Here is a 19,578-nt window from a genome sequence, read left to right on the forward strand (position 1 = left end):
AGTGCCACTCGCCGCCGCAAGGCGGCATTTTTGATTTTTCGGGCCTGGTTTCCTTAGCCGGAGTCATTGCCCGGCAACTTTGATGGAGATCGCGCCATGGCTGAAGCCGCGCCGCTTTATGACACCTATTCTCGTGCCCCGCTGCGGTTCGAGCGAGGCGAGGGCGTATGGCTGATCACCGAAACTGGCGAGCGATATCTCGATTTCGGCGCCGGCGTCGCCGTCACCTCCGTCGGCCACAGCAATCCGCATGTGGTCGGCGCACTGAAGGAGCAGGCAGACAAGGTCTGGCACCTGTCGAACATCTATGAGATCCCCGGCCAGGAGCGTCTGGCAAAACGGCTGACGGACGCTACCTTCGCCGACAAGGTGTTCTTCACCAATTCGGGCGCCGAGGCGCTCGAATGCGCGATCAAGACGGCGCGCCGCTACCAGTTTTCCAAGGGCCATCCCGAGCGCTTCCATATCATCACCTTCGAAGGCGCCTTCCACGGACGGACGCTGGCGACGATCGCCGCCGGTGGCCAGGAAAAATATCTCGAAGGTTTCGGCCCCAAGGCGCCGGGTTTCGATCAGGTGGCTTTCGGCGACATCGAAGCGGTCCGCGCCGCGATCACCGATGCCACGGCTGGCATCCTCATCGAGCCGGTGCAGGGCGAGGGCGGCGTCCGTCCTGCCACGCCTGAGTTCATGAAGGCGCTTCGCCAGCTCTGCGACGAGAACGGCCTGCTGTTGATCCTCGACGAAGTCCAGACCGGCGTCGGCCGCACCGGCAAGCTCTTCGCCCATGAATGGTCGGGCGTCACCCCCGACATCATGGCTGTCGCCAAGGGCATCGGCGGCGGTTTCCCGCTCGGCGCCTGCCTTGCCACATCAGAGGCCGCCTCCGGCATGAAGGCCGGTACGCATGGCTCGACCTATGGCGGCAATCCGCTTGCCATGGCCGTCGGCAGCGCCGTGCTCGACATCATCCTTGCCGATGGCTTCCTCCAGCAGGTGCGCGACGTAGCACTTGTCTTCCGCCAGGGCCTCGCCTCGCTGAAGGATCGTTATCCCGATGTGATCGAGGACGTGCGCGGCGAAGGGCTTTTGCTCGGCATCAAGGCTGCCGTTCCCTCAGCCGAACTGCTGCAGGCGATCCGCGCCGCCCATCTGCTCGGCGTGCCTGCCGGCGACAATGTCATCCGCCTTCTTCCGCCGCTCGTGGTCACCGCCGAGGAAGCCCGCGAGGGCCTTTCCCGCGTCGAGCGCGCCGCCGAGAGCATTCGCGCCTCCAAGGTCAAGAAGACGGCTTGAAGAAATTGCCGCCTTCGGGCGCAGCACAGGTAAGAAGACGATATGAGCCCTAAACACTTCCTCGATCTTTCGGCGGTCACATCAGCCGATCTCAGAACGATCATGAACGATGCGCTCGCCCGCAAGCAGGCCTTCAAGGCGGGCCAGGGCGACAAGCCGCTCGCCGGCAAGATGCTGGCGATGATCTTCGAGAAGCCGTCGACGCGCACCCGCGTCTCCTTCGACGTCGGCATGCGCCAGCTCGGCGGCGAAACGCTGTTCCTGTCCGGCACCGAGATGCAGCTCGGCCGCGCCGAGACGATCGGCGACACCGCCAAGGTGCTGTCGCGTTATGTCGATGCGATCATGATCCGCACCACCGAGCATTCGCGGCTGGTCGAGCTGGCCCAGCATGCGACCGTGCCTGTCATCAATGCGCTGACGGATGACACCCATCCCTGCCAGATTATGGCCGATATCATGACCTTCGAAGAGCACCGCGGCCCGATCAAGGGCAAGACCATCGCCTGGACCGGCGACGGCAACAATGTGCTGCATTCGCTGGTCGAGGGTGCCGCCCGCTTCGGCTACCGCATGAACATGGCCGTGCCCCTTGGCTCGGAGCCCAAGGATCACTATCTGAACTGGGCCCGCAATGAGGGCGCCGAAATCATGCTTTGCCATGATGCCGACCGTGCGGTCGCCGGCGTCGATTGCGTGGTGACCGATACCTGGGTCTCCATGAATCAGGAACATCGGGCCCGGGGTCACAATGTCTTCCAGCCTTATCAGGTCAACGCGGCCTTGATGGCGAAAGCCGGCAATGATGCATTGTTCATGCATTGCCTGCCCGCTCATCGCGGTGAGGAAGTGACGGACGAAGTGATCGACGGTCCGCAATCCGTGGTCTTCGATGAGGCGGAAAACCGTCTTCATGCGCAGAAGTCGATTCTTGCTTGGTGCCTGGGCGCGATCTGAACCATAATCGGACGTCGCGAGAGACAGACTCGCGACCGCGTGAGCGAAGGGCACGCTGGCCCATCGCTCTGAAACTAGGAGTTAAAAGCCATGGCAGAAGCTGCAGCCGCCCTCGGCCAGTTTGATTTCGCCGGCGATGACCATGTCGTCCCCTTCCAGGTGGAAGGGCTGGATGTGCGCGGCCGCGCCGTCCAGCTCGGCCCGATGCTCGACGCCATCCTCGAGCGTCATCATTATCCCGCACCCGTTGCCCGGCTGCTTGCCGAAGTCGTCGTGCTGACGGTGCTGCTCGGCACCTCGCTGAAGTTCGACGGCAAGTTCACGGTGCAGACCAAGGGCGACGGCCCGGTCGATCTTCTCGTCGCCGATTTCTCGACGCCGGAAAATGTCCGCGCCTACGCCCGTTTCGATCAGGCGCTGCTCAACAAGGCGATCGAGTCAGGTGAAACCGAGCCGGAGCAACTGCTCGGCAAGGGCGTGCTCGCCTTCACCATTGACCAGGGCAAGTTCAGCCAGCCCTACCAGGGCATCGTTCCGCTCGACGGCACCACGCTGGAAGATATTGCCGGCGTCTATTTCCGCCAGTCGGAGCAGATCCCGACGCGCGTCCGTCTTGCCGCGGCCGAACTCTTCGACCGTGACGATGCGGGCAAGCCGCGCCATCGCTGGCGGGCAGGCGGCCTCGTCGCCCAGTTCCTTCCGGAAGCGCCGGAGCGCATGCGCCAGCCGGATCTCCACGGCGGCGACGGCGACACCGGCAGCCGCCCGCACGGCGAGGACGATGCCTGGCTCGAAGCGCGTTCGCTGGTCGAGACCATCGACGCCGATGAACTCACCGATCCGCTGGTCGGAACCGAGCGGCTGCTGTTCCGCCTGTTCCACGAGCGCGGCGTGCGCGTCTACGAACCGCGCGCGGTTTTCGACCGCTGCAGCTGCTCGCGCGACAAGATCAAGGGCGTGCTGAAGGGCTTTTCGGCCGAGGAGATCGAGGCCAGCCAGGAAGATGGCGAAATCGCCGTGACCTGCGAATTCTGCTCGACCACCTACCGCTTCGAGCCGGCCGAACTTCAGCCGGCGGAATAGGCGCGGTTAAGGACACGCACAGCGAACAATAAAAGATTAGCGATGATGCAGCACGGTGACTCGACTTCGCGTAGTCACTGTGCACCTATTCTGTTTCATTGGTTCTGGCCTAAGAAAGCGGATGGGGCGTTGATGAGACTTTTGTTTTTTGTACTCGCGCTCATAGCTGCGATGCCACCAGTGAGCTTGGCTGATGACCAGACAGTCCCATGGAAAGAGGTCGGGGGCTGGAGCGTGGCTGTCGACCCGACTTTAGACAATGGCTGTTTTGTTCTGACTTCCTTTGATGACGACACCATTTTTCGTCTTGGCTTCAATTTCCGCAAAAAGGACAACCCTCTTTACATTCTGCTCGGAAACCCAAACTGGAAATCCTTGGAGAAAGGTAAGCATTATCCCATCGAACTCTCGTTCGACCAGTCTAAACGGACGGCTGATGGGAGAGGTCTGGATCTCGATGGCCTCAAATCATTATGGATTGATTTCGAGGATCCCGACTTGATTGAGGAGTTCGCTGGTAAACTGAGTTTCCGCGCCAGCTTTGGAGGAAAGCAGATTGTGGCTCTCGGTTTGAAAGATTCCGCCAGTGCAGCGGATGAGTTGCTCGCCTGCCAAAAGGCGGTAAACGATGCGGTCGCAAAACATCCGGCGCCGCCACAATCAAAAGATCCGTTCGAAGCAAAGCCAGGCACCCAGGCCTCGGATCCTTTTGACCTTTAGTAGATTGATGACTGGGCAAGCCCGAGGATCTACGACCGAGGGTACGGCGTCCATGCTGGTACTGACTGGAAGGCTGTAGCCGGCCGGATCCACGCGCCGTGCTTGCACCGACGAAACGACCGCGAACCTACGCTCTCAATTAAGCACGCGCAGCAGCCCAGGTGAATCCAGCGAGAAGGCGGGGATGTCGACATCGAACATCTCGCCGTCGTCCGTTTCCATCTGGTAATGGCCGAACATCAGCCCTGAGGGCGTGTCGAGCGGACAGCCGGAGGAATATTCGTAGGTGTCGCCGGGGCTGAGCCGCGGCTGCTCGCCGACGACGCCGGGACCGGTCACCTCGTCCACCTGGCCGTTCTGGTCGGTGATGTTCCAGTAACGATTGACCAGTCGAACGGCTATGCCGGAATTGTTGCTGATGACAATCCGGTAACCCCAGACATAGCGGTCGTCGTCCGGATCGGATTGCTCCTCCAGATAGAACGGCTCGACGACAACTTCGATCTCTCTTGTGAGGGCGCGATACATGCCTTGCACCTTAGTCAAGATATCTTACCCGTATCTTATAAGAGGCCCTGTCCGTCAAGAAACGGAACAATTATCATCGCTGAAATGGCTGTGATCCGAAGGGTTTTCGATCGTTAAGCCTAATTGTCAGTGTTAATTCAGTTTCGGAACGCCGCGGCGGGCAAACTTGTTCCCCCCCCCCTCGGTCTCACCCAGTGAGGTCCGGCACGGCCGAACCCCAAGCATGTCGCGCAAAAGTGTGCAGCGGTTTTGCGATAACGACATGCGTAAAAACAAAAACTAAAGCGCGAGGAGCGAATCTGAAAGATCGCGACGCGCTTTAGTGAGATCCGGCCGAACCCGGGTGGGGTCCGGCCGCTCTGGCTGTCGATCAGGCCAAGACCTTGTCAAGCGCCTTGGCGAAATCTTCGATCAGGTCGTCGGTATCCTCGATGCCGGCCGAAAGGCGGACCGTGCCCGGGGAAATGCCGAGTTCGGCGCGCGCCTCATCCGTCAGGTTCTTGTGCGTCGTCGTCGCCGGATGGGTGATCAGGCTCTTGCTGTCGCCGAGATTGTTGGAGATCTTGACGATATCGAGCGCGTTCTGCAGCGCAAAGGCCGCATCCTTGCCGCCCTTCAGCTCGAAGGCGACCAGCGTCGAGCCGCCGGTCATCTGCTTGGCGATGATATCGGCCTGCGGATGGTCCTTGCGGCCGGGATAGATCACCTTGGCGACCTTGCCCTGCTCGGCCAGGAAATCGGCGATCTTTGCCGCATTCTCGGTCTGCTGGCGCACGCGCAGCGGCAGCGTCTCGATGCCTTTCAACAGTGTCCAGGCATTGAACGGCGACATGGCCGGCCCAGTATGGCGGAAGTAGTCGTGCAGGTTCTCGTCGATCCATTCCTTGTCGGAAAGAACGACACCGCCGAGGCAGCGGCCCTGGCCGTCAATATGCTTGGTGGCGGAATAAACGACGATATGGGCGCCGAGCTCCAGGGGCTTCTGGAAAAGTGGCGTGGCAAAGACATTGTCGACGACGACCTTGGCGCCGACCTGGTTGGCGAGCTTGGCGACGCCAGCGATATCGATCACTTCGAGCGTCGGGTTGGTCGGGCTTTCCAGGAAGAACACCTTGGTCTTCGGCGTGATCGCCTTTTCCCAGTTCGCCAGATCCCGGCCGTCGATCAGCGTGCAGTCGATGCCGTATTTCGGCGCCAGCGTCTCGACGACCCAGCGGCAGGAACCGAACAGGGCGCGCGCGGCGACGATATGATCGCCTGATTTCAGCTGGCAGAGGATCGCCGCGGTGACGGCGGCCATGCCGGAAGCGGTGGCGCGGGCGTCTTCGGCGCCTTCGAGCATGCACATGCGCTTTTCGAACATGTCGTTGGTGGGGCTGCCGTAGCGGGCGTAGATGAAGCCCTCCGTCTCGCCCTTGAAGCGGGCTTCGGCCGCCTCGGACGTTTCGTAGACGAAGCCTTGGGTGAGATAGATTGCCTCGGACGTCTCGCCATATTGCGAACGCAGCGTGCCACCGTGGACGAGTTGGGTTGCCGGGCGCCAGGTCTTGCTCATGCCATCACCTTCACATAACAAAAAAACCGGTCGCAAAAGCAGACCGGTTTCAACCCGGTCTTTTTAGCCACTTGTTTAACGTGGCTGCAAGCCGACCGGCCAAATCACCACGGGATAATTCTGCAATACTGCTGTTAGCTGCTTGCGTCAATTCCCCGAGTTTGGTTTTGTCGGCGGCAAATGATGGATGAGGCATGATGGCTCGCGAAACGGGAATTCTGGCGGATCGCGCGATCTCCGCGCTGTTCGAAACGGGGCGTCTGATCTCCGAGCGGGAGCTGGACCGCGACCAGATCCAGCCGGCAAGCCTCGACCTGCGCTTGGGCGGCAAGGCTTTTCGGGTGCGTGCCAGCTTCATGCCAGGCCCCTCGCATCTGGTGTCCGACAAGCTTGACCGGCTGAGCCTGCACGTGATCGACCTCTCCGAAGGCGCGGTGCTCGAAACGGGCTGCGTCTATATCGTGCCGCTGATGGAGAGCCTGGCGCTGCCGGCCGAGATGTCGGCCTCGGCCAATCCGAAGAGCTCGACCGGGCGCCTCGATATCTTCACCCGCGTCATTACCGACTACGCCCAGGAATTCGACAAGATCCCATCAGGCTATTCCGGCCCGCTCTATCTCGAAATCAGCCCGCGCACCTTCCCGATCGTTGTGCGCCGCGGCTCGCGGCTGTCGCAGATCCGGTTCCGCGTCGGCCAGGCGCTGCTCGGCGAGCCGGAACTGTTGAAGCTGCATGAGAGCGAGACGCTGGTCGCCAGCAAGCTGCCGAACGTTTCCGGCGGCGGCATCGCCCTGTCGATCGACCTCGCCGGAGACAAGGACGGCCTGATCGGTTATCGCGGCAAACATCACACCGCCGTCGTCGACGTCGACAAGAAGGCCGAGCACGACCTCTTCGATTTCTGGGAGCCGCTCCACAGCCGCGGCCGCAACGAGCTGATCCTCGATCCCGATGAATTCTATATCCTCGTCTCGCGCGAGGCGGTGCACGTGCCGCCGGATTACGCAGCCGAAATGACCCCCTTCGATCCGCTGGTCGGCGAATTCCGCGTCCATTATGCCGGCTTCTTCGATCCGGGCTTCGGCCATGCGCCTGCCGGCGGGCGCGGCAGCCGCGCGGTGCTCGAAGTGCGCAGCCACGAGGTGCCCTTCATCCTCGAAGACGGCCAGATCGTCGGCCGCCTCGTCTACGAACACATGCAGGAAAAGCCCGCCAGCCTCTACGGCTCCGGCCTAGGCTCCAATTACCAGGCCCAGGGCCTGAAGCTCTCGAAGCACTTCCGCATCTGAGGCTTCCCGGCGGCCGCGACTTGACAGCGGCCCCTATCTGTTGGAAATCTCGCTTCATCGCGGGTGTAGCTCAATGGTAGAGCAGCAGCTTCCCAAGCTGAATACGAGGGTTCGATTCCCTTCACCCGCTCCATTCACCCTCAGGCCGTTCGCCGCCTTTTGAAGGCGCTTCGTGATCTTTTATGAAAAGGGTTGCGCGCAGGCATCGGCTCCTACAAGGACACAGATGGCGCCTCGGCCGCGCGCAACCCCTAGCTTCGCCTTTATCTGGTCTTACTGACGCTCATCTCAATTCCCCCCAATTGAGACCTCACGTAGTCGCCGCGGCGAAGCTTTGCGAATTCGTCGGTGGCTTGTGCCGGTGCGCTCTTGAAAACGTACCATTCACCGTCCGGTTCGCGTTTCTGATAGATCAGGCCGCCCTTCTTGCGGTGGCTGAAGCAGGTGATTGCCGTCGCCGTTCCGGTCTTGGCGTGCCAGTCGGCGTTGAAGCAGAGTTTACCCGTTTCCGTGATGAACCAGCGGCCCGTGCCGAAGGACGGCGAGCCATTTTCCCGCGACCAGGCGGTAAAGCGACGCGCCTTTGCGGAGAAGTAGCCGGCGCCGGCTTTCCACATCCAGGAATTCTGGTTGTAGAGCCGATAGATTTCCGCGCTGCTCATCGGTTTTGCGGTCTCGATCCCCGCAGGCTCATTGGTTCCGGCAGCGGACGCGGCCGTGGCGATACCGCCGGTCAGGACCACGGCCAGGAACATTTTTTGAAGCATGGACATGTTCAGGTTCCTTCTTGTTCAATTGATGCTTTCGCGGACGATCCGCCAGTCGGGGCGGCCATAGCCGTCCGGCCACGGATAGACTTCACGGTCGTTGAAGTAGACAACGGCGCTCAGCGCCGGGAACTGGGGATAGCGTTTCGTTACGCTCTCAGCCCAGTTTCGCACGAAGGAATCGCCGCCTTCGTATCCGAGTTCGGCAACCATGATGGGCTTGCCGTAACCGGCGACACGGGCGTATCCGGGCGCAAGGTGCTCGGCAAACGTCTGGTCGCGGCCAGTCTTGTCCCTGTCGTATTGCTCCAGGCCAAAGACCGAGAGCCCGATGAGATCGACGACATCGTTGCCGGGATAAAAGGCTTGAAGCCCCTCATTGCCCTTCGGTGACCACATGTATTTGGCCGTCTTCAGGTGGACCTTGCAGACCTCCACCATCCGGCGATAGGCCTTGGCATAATCGTCGCCCTGCCAATGCGACCAGGAGAACTGGCTGTCGGTTTCGTCCATTTCCTGTCCCCAGCGAATGATGACCGGACTTTTCAGCTTGGCAGCAGTCGAGCAGACGGCGGCCATGTTCGCATCGCGCGAACCGTTGAGGATGCTGTGCAGCAGTTCCTGCGAGGTTTGGCGCGAACCGGTCGACCAGGTCCAGGGCTCGACCGAGATCAGCAGGGTGCGGCCACGCGCTTGCGCATAATCGTCGGCGAGGGCGAGCGTGCGCAGATCGACATCTTCCCAGGGCAGGAAGAGGTGTTCGATCTTCGAATCGGGCGAGGCGCCTAAATCTCCGTGCGGATCATAGGCGCCGAACGTGATCGACTCCTTCGTGACGACCGGCATTTTGGTCGGCGGCGCAATGGACGATGTCGTCATTGCAAGCGGCTGCCCTTCGGCAGAACTGCCCAGAGCGGTCGGCAGGACCGCGACTCCCGACAGCAACAGGCCGGTTAACGACAACAGGGCTATTTTGGATGGGCTATGCATTGTGTACTTCCTCCACGCTCGGCCGCACATCCGGGTGAGCGGCATCCGTTCTCAGTTGGATTTCCTCCGGATCGGAAATCCATCGTGGTTTGAAGAAGATCGTGCGCAGGGCGGTCCCGCCCCGGCCTGCACCGGAGGCGGCGTAGCGCTCTTCGAACAGCTGAAGGCGGCCGCTGCCCCAGGCGAGTGCCTCGGTCGCATCCTTTCCGCGCATGATGGTTGCAGCCCCCGGCAACGCGACGAGCGCCAGAAGCACGGTCGCCATCGCCGGACGGTAGAAACGCGGGGCCGCCGCAACAGTATTCTCCTTCGAATGACGCCCGACGATGACCAACAGCAGCGCGCAGTAGATTGCGGCGTTCAGGATGGTAAAGAAGTAACCGCCCTTGGAGGCGCCGGCATCGGCGATTGCCAGGGCAGGCAATACCGCCATGAGCGCCAGCACAGCGTAGGGCGCCAGGACACGCACCGGCAGCAGATCGACTTCGGACCGGCCTTTCGGCGTGACGCGGAAATCGACGAAGGAGCCTGTCACAAAATCGTGCACCGCAGCCAGCGTGCCGGCGAGCGCCCAGGGCCAGCGGGCGAAGAGAAAGAGCATGCATTCCCAGCTCAGGATCTTGGCGTCGTAGGGGCGGAACGAGCTGCTGGCGCGCCAGCGATAAGCCATCACCACGAGAGCGATAGAAAGCGGTGCGAAATGCGCCAGGAAATCGGGATAGGTCACGGTCACGAAATTCTGGCCGCGCACGAGCGCGATGATCGGCAAAGCAAACATGAGCAACATAAAGAACGCAAAAAGCGGATACCAGAGTTGCGAAAAGAGGAACTGGAACTTGAGCCGGGCCGGCAGCCGGCCGAGGAGGCTCGGCGAGTACCGCAACAGCACCATGACCAGGCTGCGCGACCACTGGAATTCCTGCGTCACGAGATCGCTGAAGGTTCTGGGGCCGTCACCATGGGCGATGGCATCCAGCGCATGCACACCTCGCCAGCCGCCGGCATTCATCATCAATGTCGTCGAATGGTCTTCAGCCAACTCCGGACCGAGGCCGCCGATCTGTTTGAGGGCGACGGTACGTACCGCGTAATGCGACCCTATGCACATCGGCGCCAGGCCGCCATTGTAACCGGCTTGGAGCGAACCATGCATGCTGGCCTCGGCATAGAGCCTTCCACGTGCCGACCAGCTTTCGGAAGCGTTCTTGTCGCAAATGCTGGGGGCCGAGACATAGCCGACCTTTGGATCGCCGAACGGACGCAGCATGTGGAAGAGATAGTCGGGCGCGGGAACATGATCCGCATCGAGTTGCGCCACGAAATCGTAGCGGCTGTAGCCGTAGTGGTCGTAGAAGAAGGCGAGGTTGCCTTCCTTGCACCGCGTGCGTCGGGGCCACGACGTCCGATGATAATCGGATCGCCTCTTGCGGGTCGAGACGAGGACCCCGTGACGGGAGCACCAGTCGAGAGTCTCGGGGGAAGGGTCTTCGTCGGCAAGCCAGGTGTCGTGTTCCACCTCCTGGGCAAGCATTGCCAGCAGGGTTTCACTGACGACCGAGAAGGGTTCGGCCGGCGCCTTGGTCACGACCATGGCCACTCGACTGCCCGCCGGCAGGCGCAAGGGACCGTTCGGTCTTGCCGCCCGATAGAAGACGACGATGAAATAGGCCGGCAGCGCGGTAACCCAGGCAAGAACGAGGCTCACCGTAATTGTGCCGAAAGCATCGACGTGATGGCGCGGCTCCAGCCACCAGATCCAGAAATAGGCGAAGGCGCAGGCCCATACGGCCGCCGAGAACAGATATTCGGTCCGCCGATGTCCGGTCAGAACCGGGACAAGAAGCGGCTCGTGGGAGGGTTCCGGAGCGTGCGTCGCTTGGATAATCGCAAGTTCGGTCACGCGCGCACCTCCAGTCCGAAGAACGGAGCCGCCGTCCGCACGATGGTTTCGAGGTCGGAATATCGAGGCTGGAAGCAGAGCGTCTCGCGGGCCAGGCTGGCGTCGGCGTAGAGGCTGGGCGGATCGCCCGGACGGCGTGGATGGATGACGACCGGGACTTCGCAGCCGGTCGTTTCCTGGATCACGCGCAGGACTTCCCTGATGGAATAACCCCGCCCGGTGCCGAGGTTGACAGCGAGGTTTGCTCCGCCTTTGGCGAGATGGGTGAAGGCCTGAACATGGGCGCGCGCGAGATCTGCGACGTGAATATAGTCCCTTATGCAGGTCCCGTCAGGGGTATCGTAATCATCGCCGAATATCTCCAGGTGCGGAATCCGGCCGGCCGCGGCCAGCAGCGCCCGCGGAATGAGATGGGTTTCCGGAACGTGCCATTCGCCAAGCTCGCCGTCCGGATCGGCTCCACAGGCATTGAAATAACGCAGGGCAACATACCGCAGGCCGTAGGCCGCCGCATAATCGGCGAGCATATGCTCGAAGATCAGCTTGGTCTTGCCGTAGGGATTGATCGGAGCCTTCGGCAACGTCTCATCGATCGGCAGCACGGACGGGACGCCGTAGACGGCACAACTCGATGAGAAGATGACGTTTTGAAGCCCCGTCTGCCGGCAGGCATCGATAAGCGACAATGCACCGCAGACATTGTTGTTGTAATATTTCGCCGGGTTTTCCACGGACTCGCCGACGTAGGCCGAGGCGGCAAAGTGGATGACGGCATCGGGAGCATATTTCTCGATGACCTCGATCAGGCATGACGTGTCGAGGACGTCACCTTCGACGAAAGGCCCCCAGCGCACGGACGAACGGTTTCCGGTCGTGAGATTGTCGTAGACGACAGGCTCAATCCCCTCCGAGCGGAGGAGCTTGGCGGTGTGGCTGCCGATATAGCCGGCACCGCCCGTGACCAGGACCCGGGGCGCATCCATCAGACCGCCTCCAGCTCGCGTGCCGGACGGGTGAGAACGCCATCGAAATAGTCGATCGTCTGACGCAGGCCGCTCGACAAGTCGATCTTCGGCCGCCAGTCGAGTTCCTGCATGGCAAGCGAAATATCGGGGCGACGCTGACGGGGATCGTCAACCGGCAGAGCGCGATGGATGATTTGCGACCGGGAACCGGTCAATCCGATCACCTGCTCGGCCAGTTCCCGGATCGTGAATTCGCCCGGATTGCCGAGATTGACAGGCCCCGTCAGCGACGACGGTGAGGCCATCATGCGGACCATGCCGCCGATGAGATCATCGACGAAACAGAACGAGCGGGTCTGCGAACCGTCGCCATATATCGTGATGTCTTGCCCCGTCAGGGCCTGGACGATGAAATTCGAGACGACGCGGCCGTCGTCCGGACGCATCCGCGGGCCGTAGGTGTTGAAGATGCGGATGATCTTGATCTCGACGCCGTGCGTGTTGTGGAAGTCGAAGAACAGCGTCTCGGCGCAGCGCTTGCCCTCGTCATAGCAGGAGCGCGGCCCGAACGAATTGACGTTGCCCCAGTAGCTTTCGACCTGCGGGTGGACGTTCGGGTCGCCGTAGACTTCGGAGGTGGATGCCTGAAGGATACGTGCGCCGGTGCGCGCGGCCAGCTCCAGAAGGTTGAGGGAGCCCAGCACGCAGGTCTTTGTCGTATGGATCGGATCGGCCTGATAATGCGGGGGCGATGCCGGGCAGGCGAGGTTATAGATCTCGTCGACTTCCAGATCGAGCGGGTGGACGATATCGTGGGCGACGACATTGAAGCGATCGACTCGCTTCAGATGGACGATATTGCGCCGCATGCCGGTGGAAAAGTTGTCGAGGCAGATCACCTGGTGTCCGGCGGCCAAAAGCGTCTCGCAGAGATGCGATCCGAGGAAACCTGCACCGCCGGTGACAAGAACTCTCTTGGGAGCGCGATGTATTCCGGAAGGACAATTTGCATCACGAGCAGAAACTTGTACAGAGCGCGCACGAATCTTACCAAGATAGTTCACGACTACCTCCCGTGTTTTCAGATTTTGCTATGGGATATTCGATATTTACTTCGACATATCGCGAAACCAAGTCGTTCGATCATGCGAATGTTTTATTCGTCCGGTTTTTCTTTTGGAATGAACCGATGCTTATTTAGATACAGCTAAGAAAGGCAATTGTCGTTATCCTCACGTCCTGGAAATTATCGCTCCGTACATTTCAGAGCGAAAAGGAATATGATAAACAACTTATGGAGGAGACTCTTCGGGCACTTCCGTTTTTCCAAACGGAGTTCTGCGGAGATTTCCGCCGCAAAAACAATTGCTTTTCTCAATTTCCATGGCTCGGGTCGGGTTATGCGCTGGAGGCATTGGATGGCTACAGGGTCTGAATCCGACGATGATCCTGCCGCGGAACAGGAACGGCCGGCGCATATGGAGCGGCGGCGCTGGCCGCGTGAACCGGCCATGCGCAAGGAACGCCCGCCCCATGCCTCCCCTGCACTCGTGCCGCTGCGATTCTCGACGCAGGACCTACCACCGGCAGAACAATTCCAGGCCTGGCGGGCACATATGGCGCCGCTCGTGGATGTTCATCTGCCGGAGGGAAAATCACCGGAAGACGGGTTCCTCGCGGAGCAGATCGGCTGGCATCTCGGCGATATCCTGATCGTCCAGCAGCGCGCGCATGCCCACAGATATGTCCGCGATCAGGCCATGCTTCGATCGAGCCCTATCGACCATTGGAACGTCGGCCTGCAGCGCAGCGGCCAGGCCTGGACCGAGGTCAACCGTCGTGTCACCGAGACCGGTGCCGGCGAGATATTTTTCATGTCGCTCGGCAGCCCCTATCGCGGACGGACGACCGATACCGAAGCTTTGCTCGTGTTCCTGCCGTATGAGATGCTGGCTCGCGATGCGAGCCTTCTCCAGAGCGCCGGCAACACGGTTCTTTCGGGCAGCCACGCCGAGTTGCTCACGGGCTATCTCACGGGCCTCGAAACGAACCTCGGGAATCTGACGATAGAGGAAGTGCCCCGGATCATTCAAACCATCGGCGATATGGTCGTTGCGGGCGCCGCATCGTCCACAAGGACTGATACCGGTCAAAACCAGGCCAACATGGGACTGATGGAGCGGGCGCACCGCTACATTCACGTCAATCTCCATTCGGAAAACTTGACACCGGACGTGATGTGCCGCGCGTTGGGGATTTCGCGAACGCGGCTTTATCAACTGTTTGAGGCGAGCGGAGGCGTGCTCAATTATATTCGCAAGCGGCGATTGCTGCAGGCCTATGCGGATCTCAGCAATTCGGCCGACCACAGGCCGATTTCAGAAATCGCAGAAGCCGCCGGTTTCGAGGTCGCCGCCAATTTTACGCGCGCCTTCATCCACGAATTCGGGCTGAGCCCGCGTGAAATCCGAAGGACGATGGCAACCCAACAGCGGCCGGCTCCGGCCATCCGCTCCACGCGGCGTTACGAAAAAACGATCGGTGATTGGCTGGCCCTGACGGGTTGATCCGGCTCGGGCTGAAATCCGGACTCGAAGTCCGTTAAGCAGCGATCGACGCGCTTGCCGAAGACACCGCAGACTTGATCCAGACCCATGGCCTCCGTTCGCAATTGAGGGAATATTTCCCTTCACCCGCTCCATCTCCCGCAAACCATACCGACCAAGCCTAATCCCCGAAAAAGCGGATCGGCTTGTATTGCCGATGCGCGATGATCAGGCTCCGGTCGGGCTGGATGATGTAGGTTTCTTCCACCTCCCGGCCGTACTGGTCGATGAAGTCATGCGGGAAGGCGGAGCCGGGGGGTGATTTGGTGAGCTTGCTGCGCGGCTGGCCACTATAGGTGATGCTGCCGGGGATGGGTTCGAGGCCCGGTCCGCTGTAGCTGACGGTGTTGCATCCCGCCAGAACGAGCGTGCCGACGAGGCCGATGATTGCAGGTTTCATGTCCATCCCTCCCAATGCGTTGAATAATATCACTCTACACCTCGTCGGATAGGGCTCACGACACGAATGCTCATGCCGCGCTTCAATCCTTCGGGAAGCGTCGCCGGGGACGCCGTGATCGAGCGCCGGCGGGACGACATCCACCTATGGATGTTAGGGTGAAAATCCCGATCCTCCAGGCGCGATGACCCCTCCATTGCCGAAACCGGTGTCGTCTGCTAGATCGGCATCGTCGAAAAAGGCAGGATCGGTTGAGGTAAGCCCGGTCCCTTCCGTTCGAGCGTCAAGCGCGCTCTCACGGAAGCTCTGCTCCGTGCCATGGCACGAGAACCCGCGACGTGATCCGCATGAAGATGCGGGATCCCGGCGGCGTGCGGAGACGGCAAATAGGCAGTCCCGGGATTTTTTCGAACGGAGACTGTCATGCGCTTGAACCATCTCGATTTCCACGTTCCCGATATCGCTGCCACGGCGGATTTCTTCATCCGCCATTTCGGTCTGAGGCTTAAGGATATGCGCGGCCAGAACGGCCTGGCGATCCTCGAAGACGATACCGGCCTCGAAATCGTCCTCAGCCACGCAATCGCAAAATTCGGCACCGCCGATCAGGTGGAGATGGGACGCCAGACCTATCACATCGGCTTCATTCTGCCCGAGAGGGCGGATGTCGATGCGGTCCATGCCGGGCTTGCTGCTGCCGGTGCTGCGCTGTCCGGTCGGCCGGCCGCCATGCGCGGCGGCTGGCTGTTTTATTGCACGGCTCCCGGAAACATTCTCGTCGAGATCGGCTGGCGGCCGGGTTAGACGATACCCAAAAGGAAAGGGCGGCCGCCGCCGTCCGCCCCTCATCCGGCTGCCGCCACCTTCTCCCCGTAAACGGGGCGAAGGGGATATGCCGCGACCTCTCCGTTCCTCGCCAGCCTCTCGCGGGGCACGTCCCCTCGCCCCGTTTACGGGGAGAGGGTTAGGGTCATATGCGCTAGGTTAAGCGAGCGTGTAGATCGTCGCATTGTTTTCGGCGTCGTCGCGGCGGCTCACAGAGGTGGCGACGACTTCGCGTGACGAGATTACAGACGGCCTGCCACAGAAGTGGTCCGCGGATGGCGGCGCAAATGGTGGCCAGGGCGATCTTCATGAGACGCCAGCGCGATGGGCTTGCCAATGGGGGGCTAGCCAGTGGGGTTGCCACATCCAGAGGGGGGAGAGTCCGGGACTTGCCCGGCAATCTGTTCGGCAATGATGGCGACGATCAGTCTGGCGTAGAGCCATGCCCGGGCCAGTTCCGGCTTCTTGGCCGGCAAGCTGTCGAGGCCGGCCAGGCTCTTGAACCGTTTGAACGCCAGCTCGATTTGCCAGCGGAAGCGATAGAGGGTGAGGATATCGGCCGGCGGGAAGGTGGCGGTCGGCAGCGAGGTCAGCAGCAGAATGTACTTCGCCGCCTCGAGACTGCGCGGATCGGGTTTTTTGCCGTGCTTGCGGGCGGCTTTGAGCAGACGCTCCTGCTCGGCTTGGGCCTGTTGCGGATCCTTGCGTCGGACAATGAGGCGCAGGGCCAGCGGCGGTGGTGGCGGCGTCCCCGTCATGCCTTCGTGGACACGAACCTGCACCTCGCCTTCCTGCTCTTGCTGAGCGGCGAGTGCGGCAAACAGATCAAAGGGCTCGCCATTCGTCTGCAACAGGCGCAACGAGTTCCAGCCGGTCCGCACGATGAAGTCTGCACCGGCGTCGATCACCGGCCGCAGGTCGCGCGGTCTTGCATAGTAGCGATCGGCCAGCACGATATCGCCGGGTGCGTAGGTAAGGCGCTGAAGGTTCTCGGCACCATGGATGTCGGTCAACTCAAGCTGATCGACCTGAGCCGTTGCCAGATCGTAGCCGACATGCAACCGCCATGTCGTGCGGTCAGCGCCCGGATGGCAGATCGACGTTCCATCGAGCACACGCAAGCGATATCCCGCAAAGCGCCCCGTCGGCACTTTGGCCTGTTCGGCAATCAGCGCGGCCACGATGTCGCCAAGCCAAGGCGCCGCTTTGCACAGCCGCTCGAGCAGCGATGGGTCTGACAAACGGGCGATCCCGCCCGCTTCGGCCCATGCACAGGTCTCGCGTAGCGACATGCCAAGGCCGCCATAGGCAAGTGCCAGCCGCAACAGCGTCTCGGCATTCTTGATTTCCCGCACCCGCGTAAAAGCACCGCGCAACCGCGCCGTTGCTTCCAAGTCAAAACCCGCCGGAAGCCGCTCGCGCACTTCCGGCCAATGATCCAAAACCTCAGGACGAATCTTCATCCAAAGCTTGAATCACAACCAGATTCCTTATGTCCAGGGCTAAACCTAGCGCATATGAGGGTTAGGGTGAGGGGCAACCGCGGCGCGAACCGGACAGCAGTGCCTCGTGCCGAGGTCGGCTCAGAATTCCGTCCAGTCGGGATCCTGGCTCGGCGATGTGCTGCCGGCGCCGAAGGCGTTGGCGATCTTCTGACCGAGCGCGCGGGCCGGTGAGGCGGCCGGGCGGGCGGTGCCTTCGCGAGCGACGCGGACCGGGGCTGCCCTGGCTGCCGGGCGGGCGGCAGCGCGAGGTGCTGCTGCGGCGATTGGAGTACTCGTGGTGAAGCCGCCGGTGCCGGTCAGCCTGAATTGGCCGAGCAGATTGTTGAGCGCTGACGCTTCCGTAGCCAAGTTATGGCTGGCGGCTGTCGATTCTTCGACCATCGCCGCATTCTGCTGCGTGCCCTGGTCCATGGTGTTGACGGCGGTGTTGATCTCTTGCAGCCCGATCGATTGTTCGCGGGAGGCTTCGGCGATCGCGTGGACGTGCTGGTTGATCTCCTGCACCTCTTGGACGATCGCGTCGAGCGCCTTGCCGGTTTCGCCGACCAGCGAGACGCCGGTCTGCACATGCGAGCCGGAGGTGCTGATCAGCGCCTTGATCTCCTTGGCCGCCTTGGCCGAGCGCTGGGCGAGCTCGCGCACTTCCTGGGCGACGACCGCAAAACCCTTGCCGGCATCGCCGGCGCGGGCGGCTTCGACGCCGGCGTTCAGAGCCAAAAGGTTGGTCTGGAAGGCGATGTCGTCGATGACGCCGATGATGTTGGAGATTTCGCCCGAGGACTTCTCGATCTGCTGCATGGCGGAGACGGCCTTGCGGACGACCTCGCCGGATTTCTCGGCGCCGAGGCGGGCGCGGGCGACGAGTTGGCTTGCTTCCTCGGCCCGCTTGGCGGCGTCGCGCACCGTCGTGGTGATCTCCTCCAGCGCTGCTGCCGTCTCTTCGACGGAGGCTGACTGCTGTTCCGTCCGCTGGGAAAGCTGGTCCGCGGAGGAACGAATCTCGTTGGCGCCAGCGCCGATCGCCCGGGCATTGGCGCCGACCGTATGCAGGGTTTCGTTGAGCTTCTCGACCGAGTTGTTGAAATCCTCACGCAGCGCATCGAGATGCGCGACGAAGGGCTCCGCGATATGCGAGGCGAGATCGCCGGCGGCAAGGCGGCGCAGGCCGTCGCCGAGTGCGGTGACGGCGCGGTCGAGTTCCGATGCTTCGCGGGCCTTCTGCGCCTCGCGGTCGCGGCGCTCGCTGTCGCTGACGTCGCGGTCTGTTTCGGCGCGCGCCTCGATCCGGGCGCGCTCGATCGCATTGTCGCGGAAGACCGAAACCGCCTTTGCCATCTGGCCGACTTCGTCGCCGCGGTCGAGGCCGCTGACATCGCTTGTCGTATCGCCCTCGGCAAGCCGGGTCATGCGCAGGCGCAGCTGCGTCATCGGGCCGGCGATGCCCTTCTGGGCGACGACCACGCTGAAGCCGACGGCGGCGAGAACGGCGATGCCGATCAGCACGAAACAGAAGACGATCCGCCCGTTGACGGAAGCCGAGAGCGCGTCGCCGCCATCGTTGAGCATTGCCATCATCGCATCATTGTTGGCGATCATCTTCGGCGTCAGCGCATCGAGCTTGGCATTGATCAGGGCAACATTCGAAAGCGCGCCGGCGCTGTCCTTGGCCTTGCTCTGTTCGATGATCTTGTTTGCCAGGGTTTCGATCTCATCGATGCCGGCCTGAATCTCATCGATCGCCGGCTTGCGGCTGGGCACCAGCGCCAGCGCCTGCTTCATGCGGTCACGCGCCTGCGGCAGCTTGCTCGGTGTGGCGAGCGCCGTCTGGAATGCCGGCGTATCGGGCTTCATGTCGGCAATCAGGGTGACCTGCAGCACCGAGGCCACCGCCGATGCGCTGGCGCGCGCGCTCAGCATCGAGGCCTGCGCTTCATGATCGATGAAGGCGCTGTAGGCCGCATCCGCACGGCGGAATTCGGAGATGACATAGATCAGCCCGGCCATCGTGATCAGCCCCATGAGCGCCACGACCGATATGATTTTTGTGCGGATTTTCAGATGTTTCAGCATGGAAATGTCACCCGATTGACGGGGCGTGTCGCGCCCGGTGCTTTTGAAATCAATTGTTGCAGAAAACGCGGCTTCAATATCGCGGTTTAGGGATTACGTTTGGGCTGACGCTTGCATCATGC

At 61.6% G+C, this 19,578-nt stretch carries 17 protein-coding genes, 1 tRNA gene and 1 riboswitch; of the genes, 8 read left to right on the forward strand and 10 right to left on the reverse strand.

Features of this window, described 5'->3' with window-relative positions:
- Positions 1-96 precede the first annotated feature (96 nt).
- The 4 genes from AC2444_RS00935 to AC2444_RS00950 all read left to right on the forward strand — a co-directional run bounded on the left by AC2444_RS00935 (position 97) and on the right by AC2444_RS00950 (position 4,056).
- Complete coding sequence (locus tag AC2444_RS00935; RefSeq protein ID WP_012755912.1) at positions 97-1,296, forward strand: aspartate aminotransferase family protein; 1,200 nt, start codon at positions 97-99, stop codon at positions 1,294-1,296.
- 42 nt (positions 1,297-1,338) lie between these two features.
- On the forward strand, positions 1,339-2,253 hold the full coding sequence (gene argF / locus AC2444_RS00940; protein ID WP_012755913.1) for an ornithine carbamoyltransferase: 915 nt from the start codon (positions 1,339-1,341) through the stop codon (positions 2,251-2,253).
- A gap of 90 nt (positions 2,254-2,343) precedes the next feature.
- A complete protein-coding gene (locus AC2444_RS00945; protein ID WP_012755914.1) occupies positions 2,344-3,336 on the forward strand; it encodes an Hsp33 family molecular chaperone in 993 nt (330 codons plus the stop codon).
- Between the two features lie 132 nt (positions 3,337-3,468).
- Positions 3,469-4,056 carry a hypothetical protein gene (locus tag AC2444_RS00950; protein ID WP_012755915.1) on the forward strand — a complete coding sequence of 196 codons (588 nt, stop codon included), beginning with the start codon at positions 3,469-3,471 and terminating at the stop codon, positions 4,054-4,056.
- A 135-nt stretch (positions 4,057-4,191) separates the two neighbouring features.
- Here the strand turns inward: AC2444_RS00950 and apaG are convergent, their stop codons facing one another.
- A complete protein-coding gene (gene apaG / locus AC2444_RS00955) occupies positions 4,192-4,584 on the reverse strand; it encodes a Co2+/Mg2+ efflux protein ApaG (RefSeq protein WP_012755916.1) in 393 nt (130 codons plus the stop codon).
- Between the two features lie 370 nt (positions 4,585-4,954).
- The gene (locus AC2444_RS00960; RefSeq protein ID WP_012755917.1) at positions 4,955-6,139 is read right to left on the reverse strand and encodes an O-succinylhomoserine sulfhydrylase; all 1,185 of its coding nucleotides are present in this window, start codon (positions 6,137-6,139) and stop codon (positions 4,955-4,957) included.
- 42 nt (positions 6,140-6,181) lie between these two features.
- Positions 6,182-6,260, reverse strand: a riboswitch (SAM riboswitch).
- Positions 6,261-6,333: 73 nt separating this feature from the next.
- On the opposite strand from AC2444_RS00960, the gene AC2444_RS00965 reads away from it, so the two are divergent.
- Positions 6,334-7,428, forward strand: a complete 1,095-nt coding sequence (locus AC2444_RS00965; protein ID WP_012755918.1) for a 2'-deoxycytidine 5'-triphosphate deaminase — start codon at positions 6,334-6,336, stop codon at positions 7,426-7,428.
- 59 nt (positions 7,429-7,487) lie between these two features.
- Positions 7,488-7,561, forward strand: a tRNA-Gly gene (locus AC2444_RS00970).
- A gap of 130 nt (positions 7,562-7,691) precedes the next feature.
- Here AC2444_RS00970 and AC2444_RS00975 read toward each other — a convergent pair.
- Genes AC2444_RS00975 through AC2444_RS00995 form a run of 5 tightly spaced genes read right to left on the reverse strand, consistent with a single transcriptional unit; the run spans position 7,692 to position 13,114 of the window.
- Positions 7,692-8,201 carry a DUF995 domain-containing protein gene (locus AC2444_RS00975; RefSeq protein WP_012755932.1) on the reverse strand — a complete coding sequence of 170 codons (510 nt, stop codon included), beginning with the start codon at positions 8,199-8,201 and terminating at the stop codon, positions 7,692-7,694.
- Between the two features lie 18 nt (positions 8,202-8,219).
- Positions 8,220-9,158, reverse strand: a complete 939-nt coding sequence (locus AC2444_RS00980) for a glycoside hydrolase family 26 protein (protein ID WP_041935457.1) — start codon at positions 9,156-9,158, stop codon at positions 8,220-8,222.
- 19 nt (positions 9,159-9,177) lie between these two features.
- Entirely contained in the window at positions 9,178-11,085 is a 1,908-nt protein-coding gene (locus AC2444_RS00985; RefSeq protein WP_128450394.1) for a glycosyltransferase family 2 protein, read from the reverse strand.
- Positions 11,082-12,068: a UDP-glucose 4-epimerase GalE gene (gene galE / locus AC2444_RS00990; RefSeq protein ID WP_012755935.1), complete on the reverse strand. Its 987-nt coding sequence runs from the start codon at positions 12,066-12,068 to the stop codon at positions 11,082-11,084. Before galE ends, AC2444_RS00985 begins: the two co-directional genes overlap by 4 nt.
- Complete coding sequence (locus AC2444_RS00995; protein ID WP_012755936.1) at positions 12,068-13,114, reverse strand: UDP-glucuronic acid decarboxylase family protein; 1,047 nt, start codon at positions 13,112-13,114, stop codon at positions 12,068-12,070. Before AC2444_RS00995 ends, galE begins: the two co-directional genes overlap by 1 nt.
- A gap of 354 nt (positions 13,115-13,468) precedes the next feature.
- On the opposite strand from AC2444_RS00995, the gene AC2444_RS01000 reads away from it, so the two are divergent.
- Complete coding sequence (locus tag AC2444_RS01000; RefSeq protein WP_012755937.1) at positions 13,469-14,617, forward strand: helix-turn-helix domain-containing protein; 1,149 nt, start codon at positions 13,469-13,471, stop codon at positions 14,615-14,617.
- Between the two features lie 160 nt (positions 14,618-14,777).
- Here AC2444_RS01000 and AC2444_RS01005 read toward each other — a convergent pair whose 3' ends face one another.
- Entirely contained in the window at positions 14,778-15,056 is a 279-nt protein-coding gene (locus AC2444_RS01005) for a hypothetical protein (RefSeq protein ID WP_012755938.1), read from the reverse strand.
- Positions 15,057-15,479: 423 nt separating this feature from the next.
- On the opposite strand from AC2444_RS01005, the gene AC2444_RS01010 reads away from it, so the two are divergent.
- A complete protein-coding gene (locus tag AC2444_RS01010) occupies positions 15,480-15,860 on the forward strand; it encodes a VOC family protein (protein WP_012755939.1) in 381 nt (126 codons plus the stop codon).
- A 365-nt stretch (positions 15,861-16,225) separates the two neighbouring features.
- On the opposite strand, the gene AC2444_RS01015 is transcribed toward AC2444_RS01010, so the two are convergent.
- On the reverse strand, positions 16,226-17,344 hold the full coding sequence (locus tag AC2444_RS01015) for an IS4 family transposase (RefSeq protein WP_487762900.1): 1,119 nt from the start codon (positions 17,342-17,344) through the stop codon (positions 16,226-16,228).
- Positions 17,345-17,464: 120 nt separating this feature from the next.
- On the reverse strand, positions 17,465-19,456 hold the full coding sequence (locus tag AC2444_RS01020; RefSeq protein ID WP_012755941.1) for a methyl-accepting chemotaxis protein: 1,992 nt from the start codon (positions 19,454-19,456) through the stop codon (positions 17,465-17,467).
- Positions 19,457-19,578 lie beyond the last annotated feature (122 nt).

The organism is Rhizobium sp. WSM1328 (assembly GCF_057653715.1).

Coding starts and splice junctions, on each gene's coding strand:
- AC2444_RS00965 (WP_012755918.1), top strand. CDS start 6,334: ATGATGGCTCGCGAAACGGGAATTCTGGCGGATCGCGCGATCTCCGCG.
- apaG (WP_012755916.1), bottom strand. CDS start 4,584: ATGTATCGCGCCCTCACAAGAGAGATCGAAGTTGTCGTCGAGCCGTTC.
- AC2444_RS00945 (WP_012755914.1), top strand. CDS start 2,344: ATGGCAGAAGCTGCAGCCGCCCTCGGCCAGTTTGATTTCGCCGGCGAT.
- AC2444_RS00960 (WP_012755917.1), bottom strand. CDS start 6,139: ATGAGCAAGACCTGGCGCCCGGCAACCCAACTCGTCCACGGTGGCACG.
- galE (WP_012755935.1), bottom strand. CDS start 12,068: ATGGATGCGCCCCGGGTCCTGGTCACGGGCGGTGCCGGCTATATCGGC.
- AC2444_RS00950 (WP_012755915.1), top strand. CDS start 3,469: ATGAGACTTTTGTTTTTTGTACTCGCGCTCATAGCTGCGATGCCACCA.
- AC2444_RS00935 (WP_012755912.1), top strand. CDS start 97: ATGGCTGAAGCCGCGCCGCTTTATGACACCTATTCTCGTGCCCCGCTG.
- AC2444_RS01015 (WP_487762900.1), bottom strand. CDS start 17,344: ATGAAGATTCGTCCTGAGGTTTTGGATCATTGGCCGGAAGTGCGCGAG.
- AC2444_RS01010 (WP_012755939.1), top strand. CDS start 15,480: ATGCGCTTGAACCATCTCGATTTCCACGTTCCCGATATCGCTGCCACG.
- AC2444_RS00975 (WP_012755932.1), bottom strand. CDS start 8,201: ATGTCCATGCTTCAAAAAATGTTCCTGGCCGTGGTCCTGACCGGCGGT.
- AC2444_RS01020 (WP_012755941.1), bottom strand. CDS start 19,456: ATGCTGAAACATCTGAAAATCCGCACAAAAATCATATCGGTCGTGGCG.
- AC2444_RS01005 (WP_012755938.1), bottom strand. CDS start 15,056: ATGAAACCTGCAATCATCGGCCTCGTCGGCACGCTCGTTCTGGCGGGA.
- AC2444_RS01000 (WP_012755937.1), top strand. CDS start 13,469: ATGGCTACAGGGTCTGAATCCGACGATGATCCTGCCGCGGAACAGGAA.
- argF (WP_012755913.1), top strand. CDS start 1,339: ATGAGCCCTAAACACTTCCTCGATCTTTCGGCGGTCACATCAGCCGAT.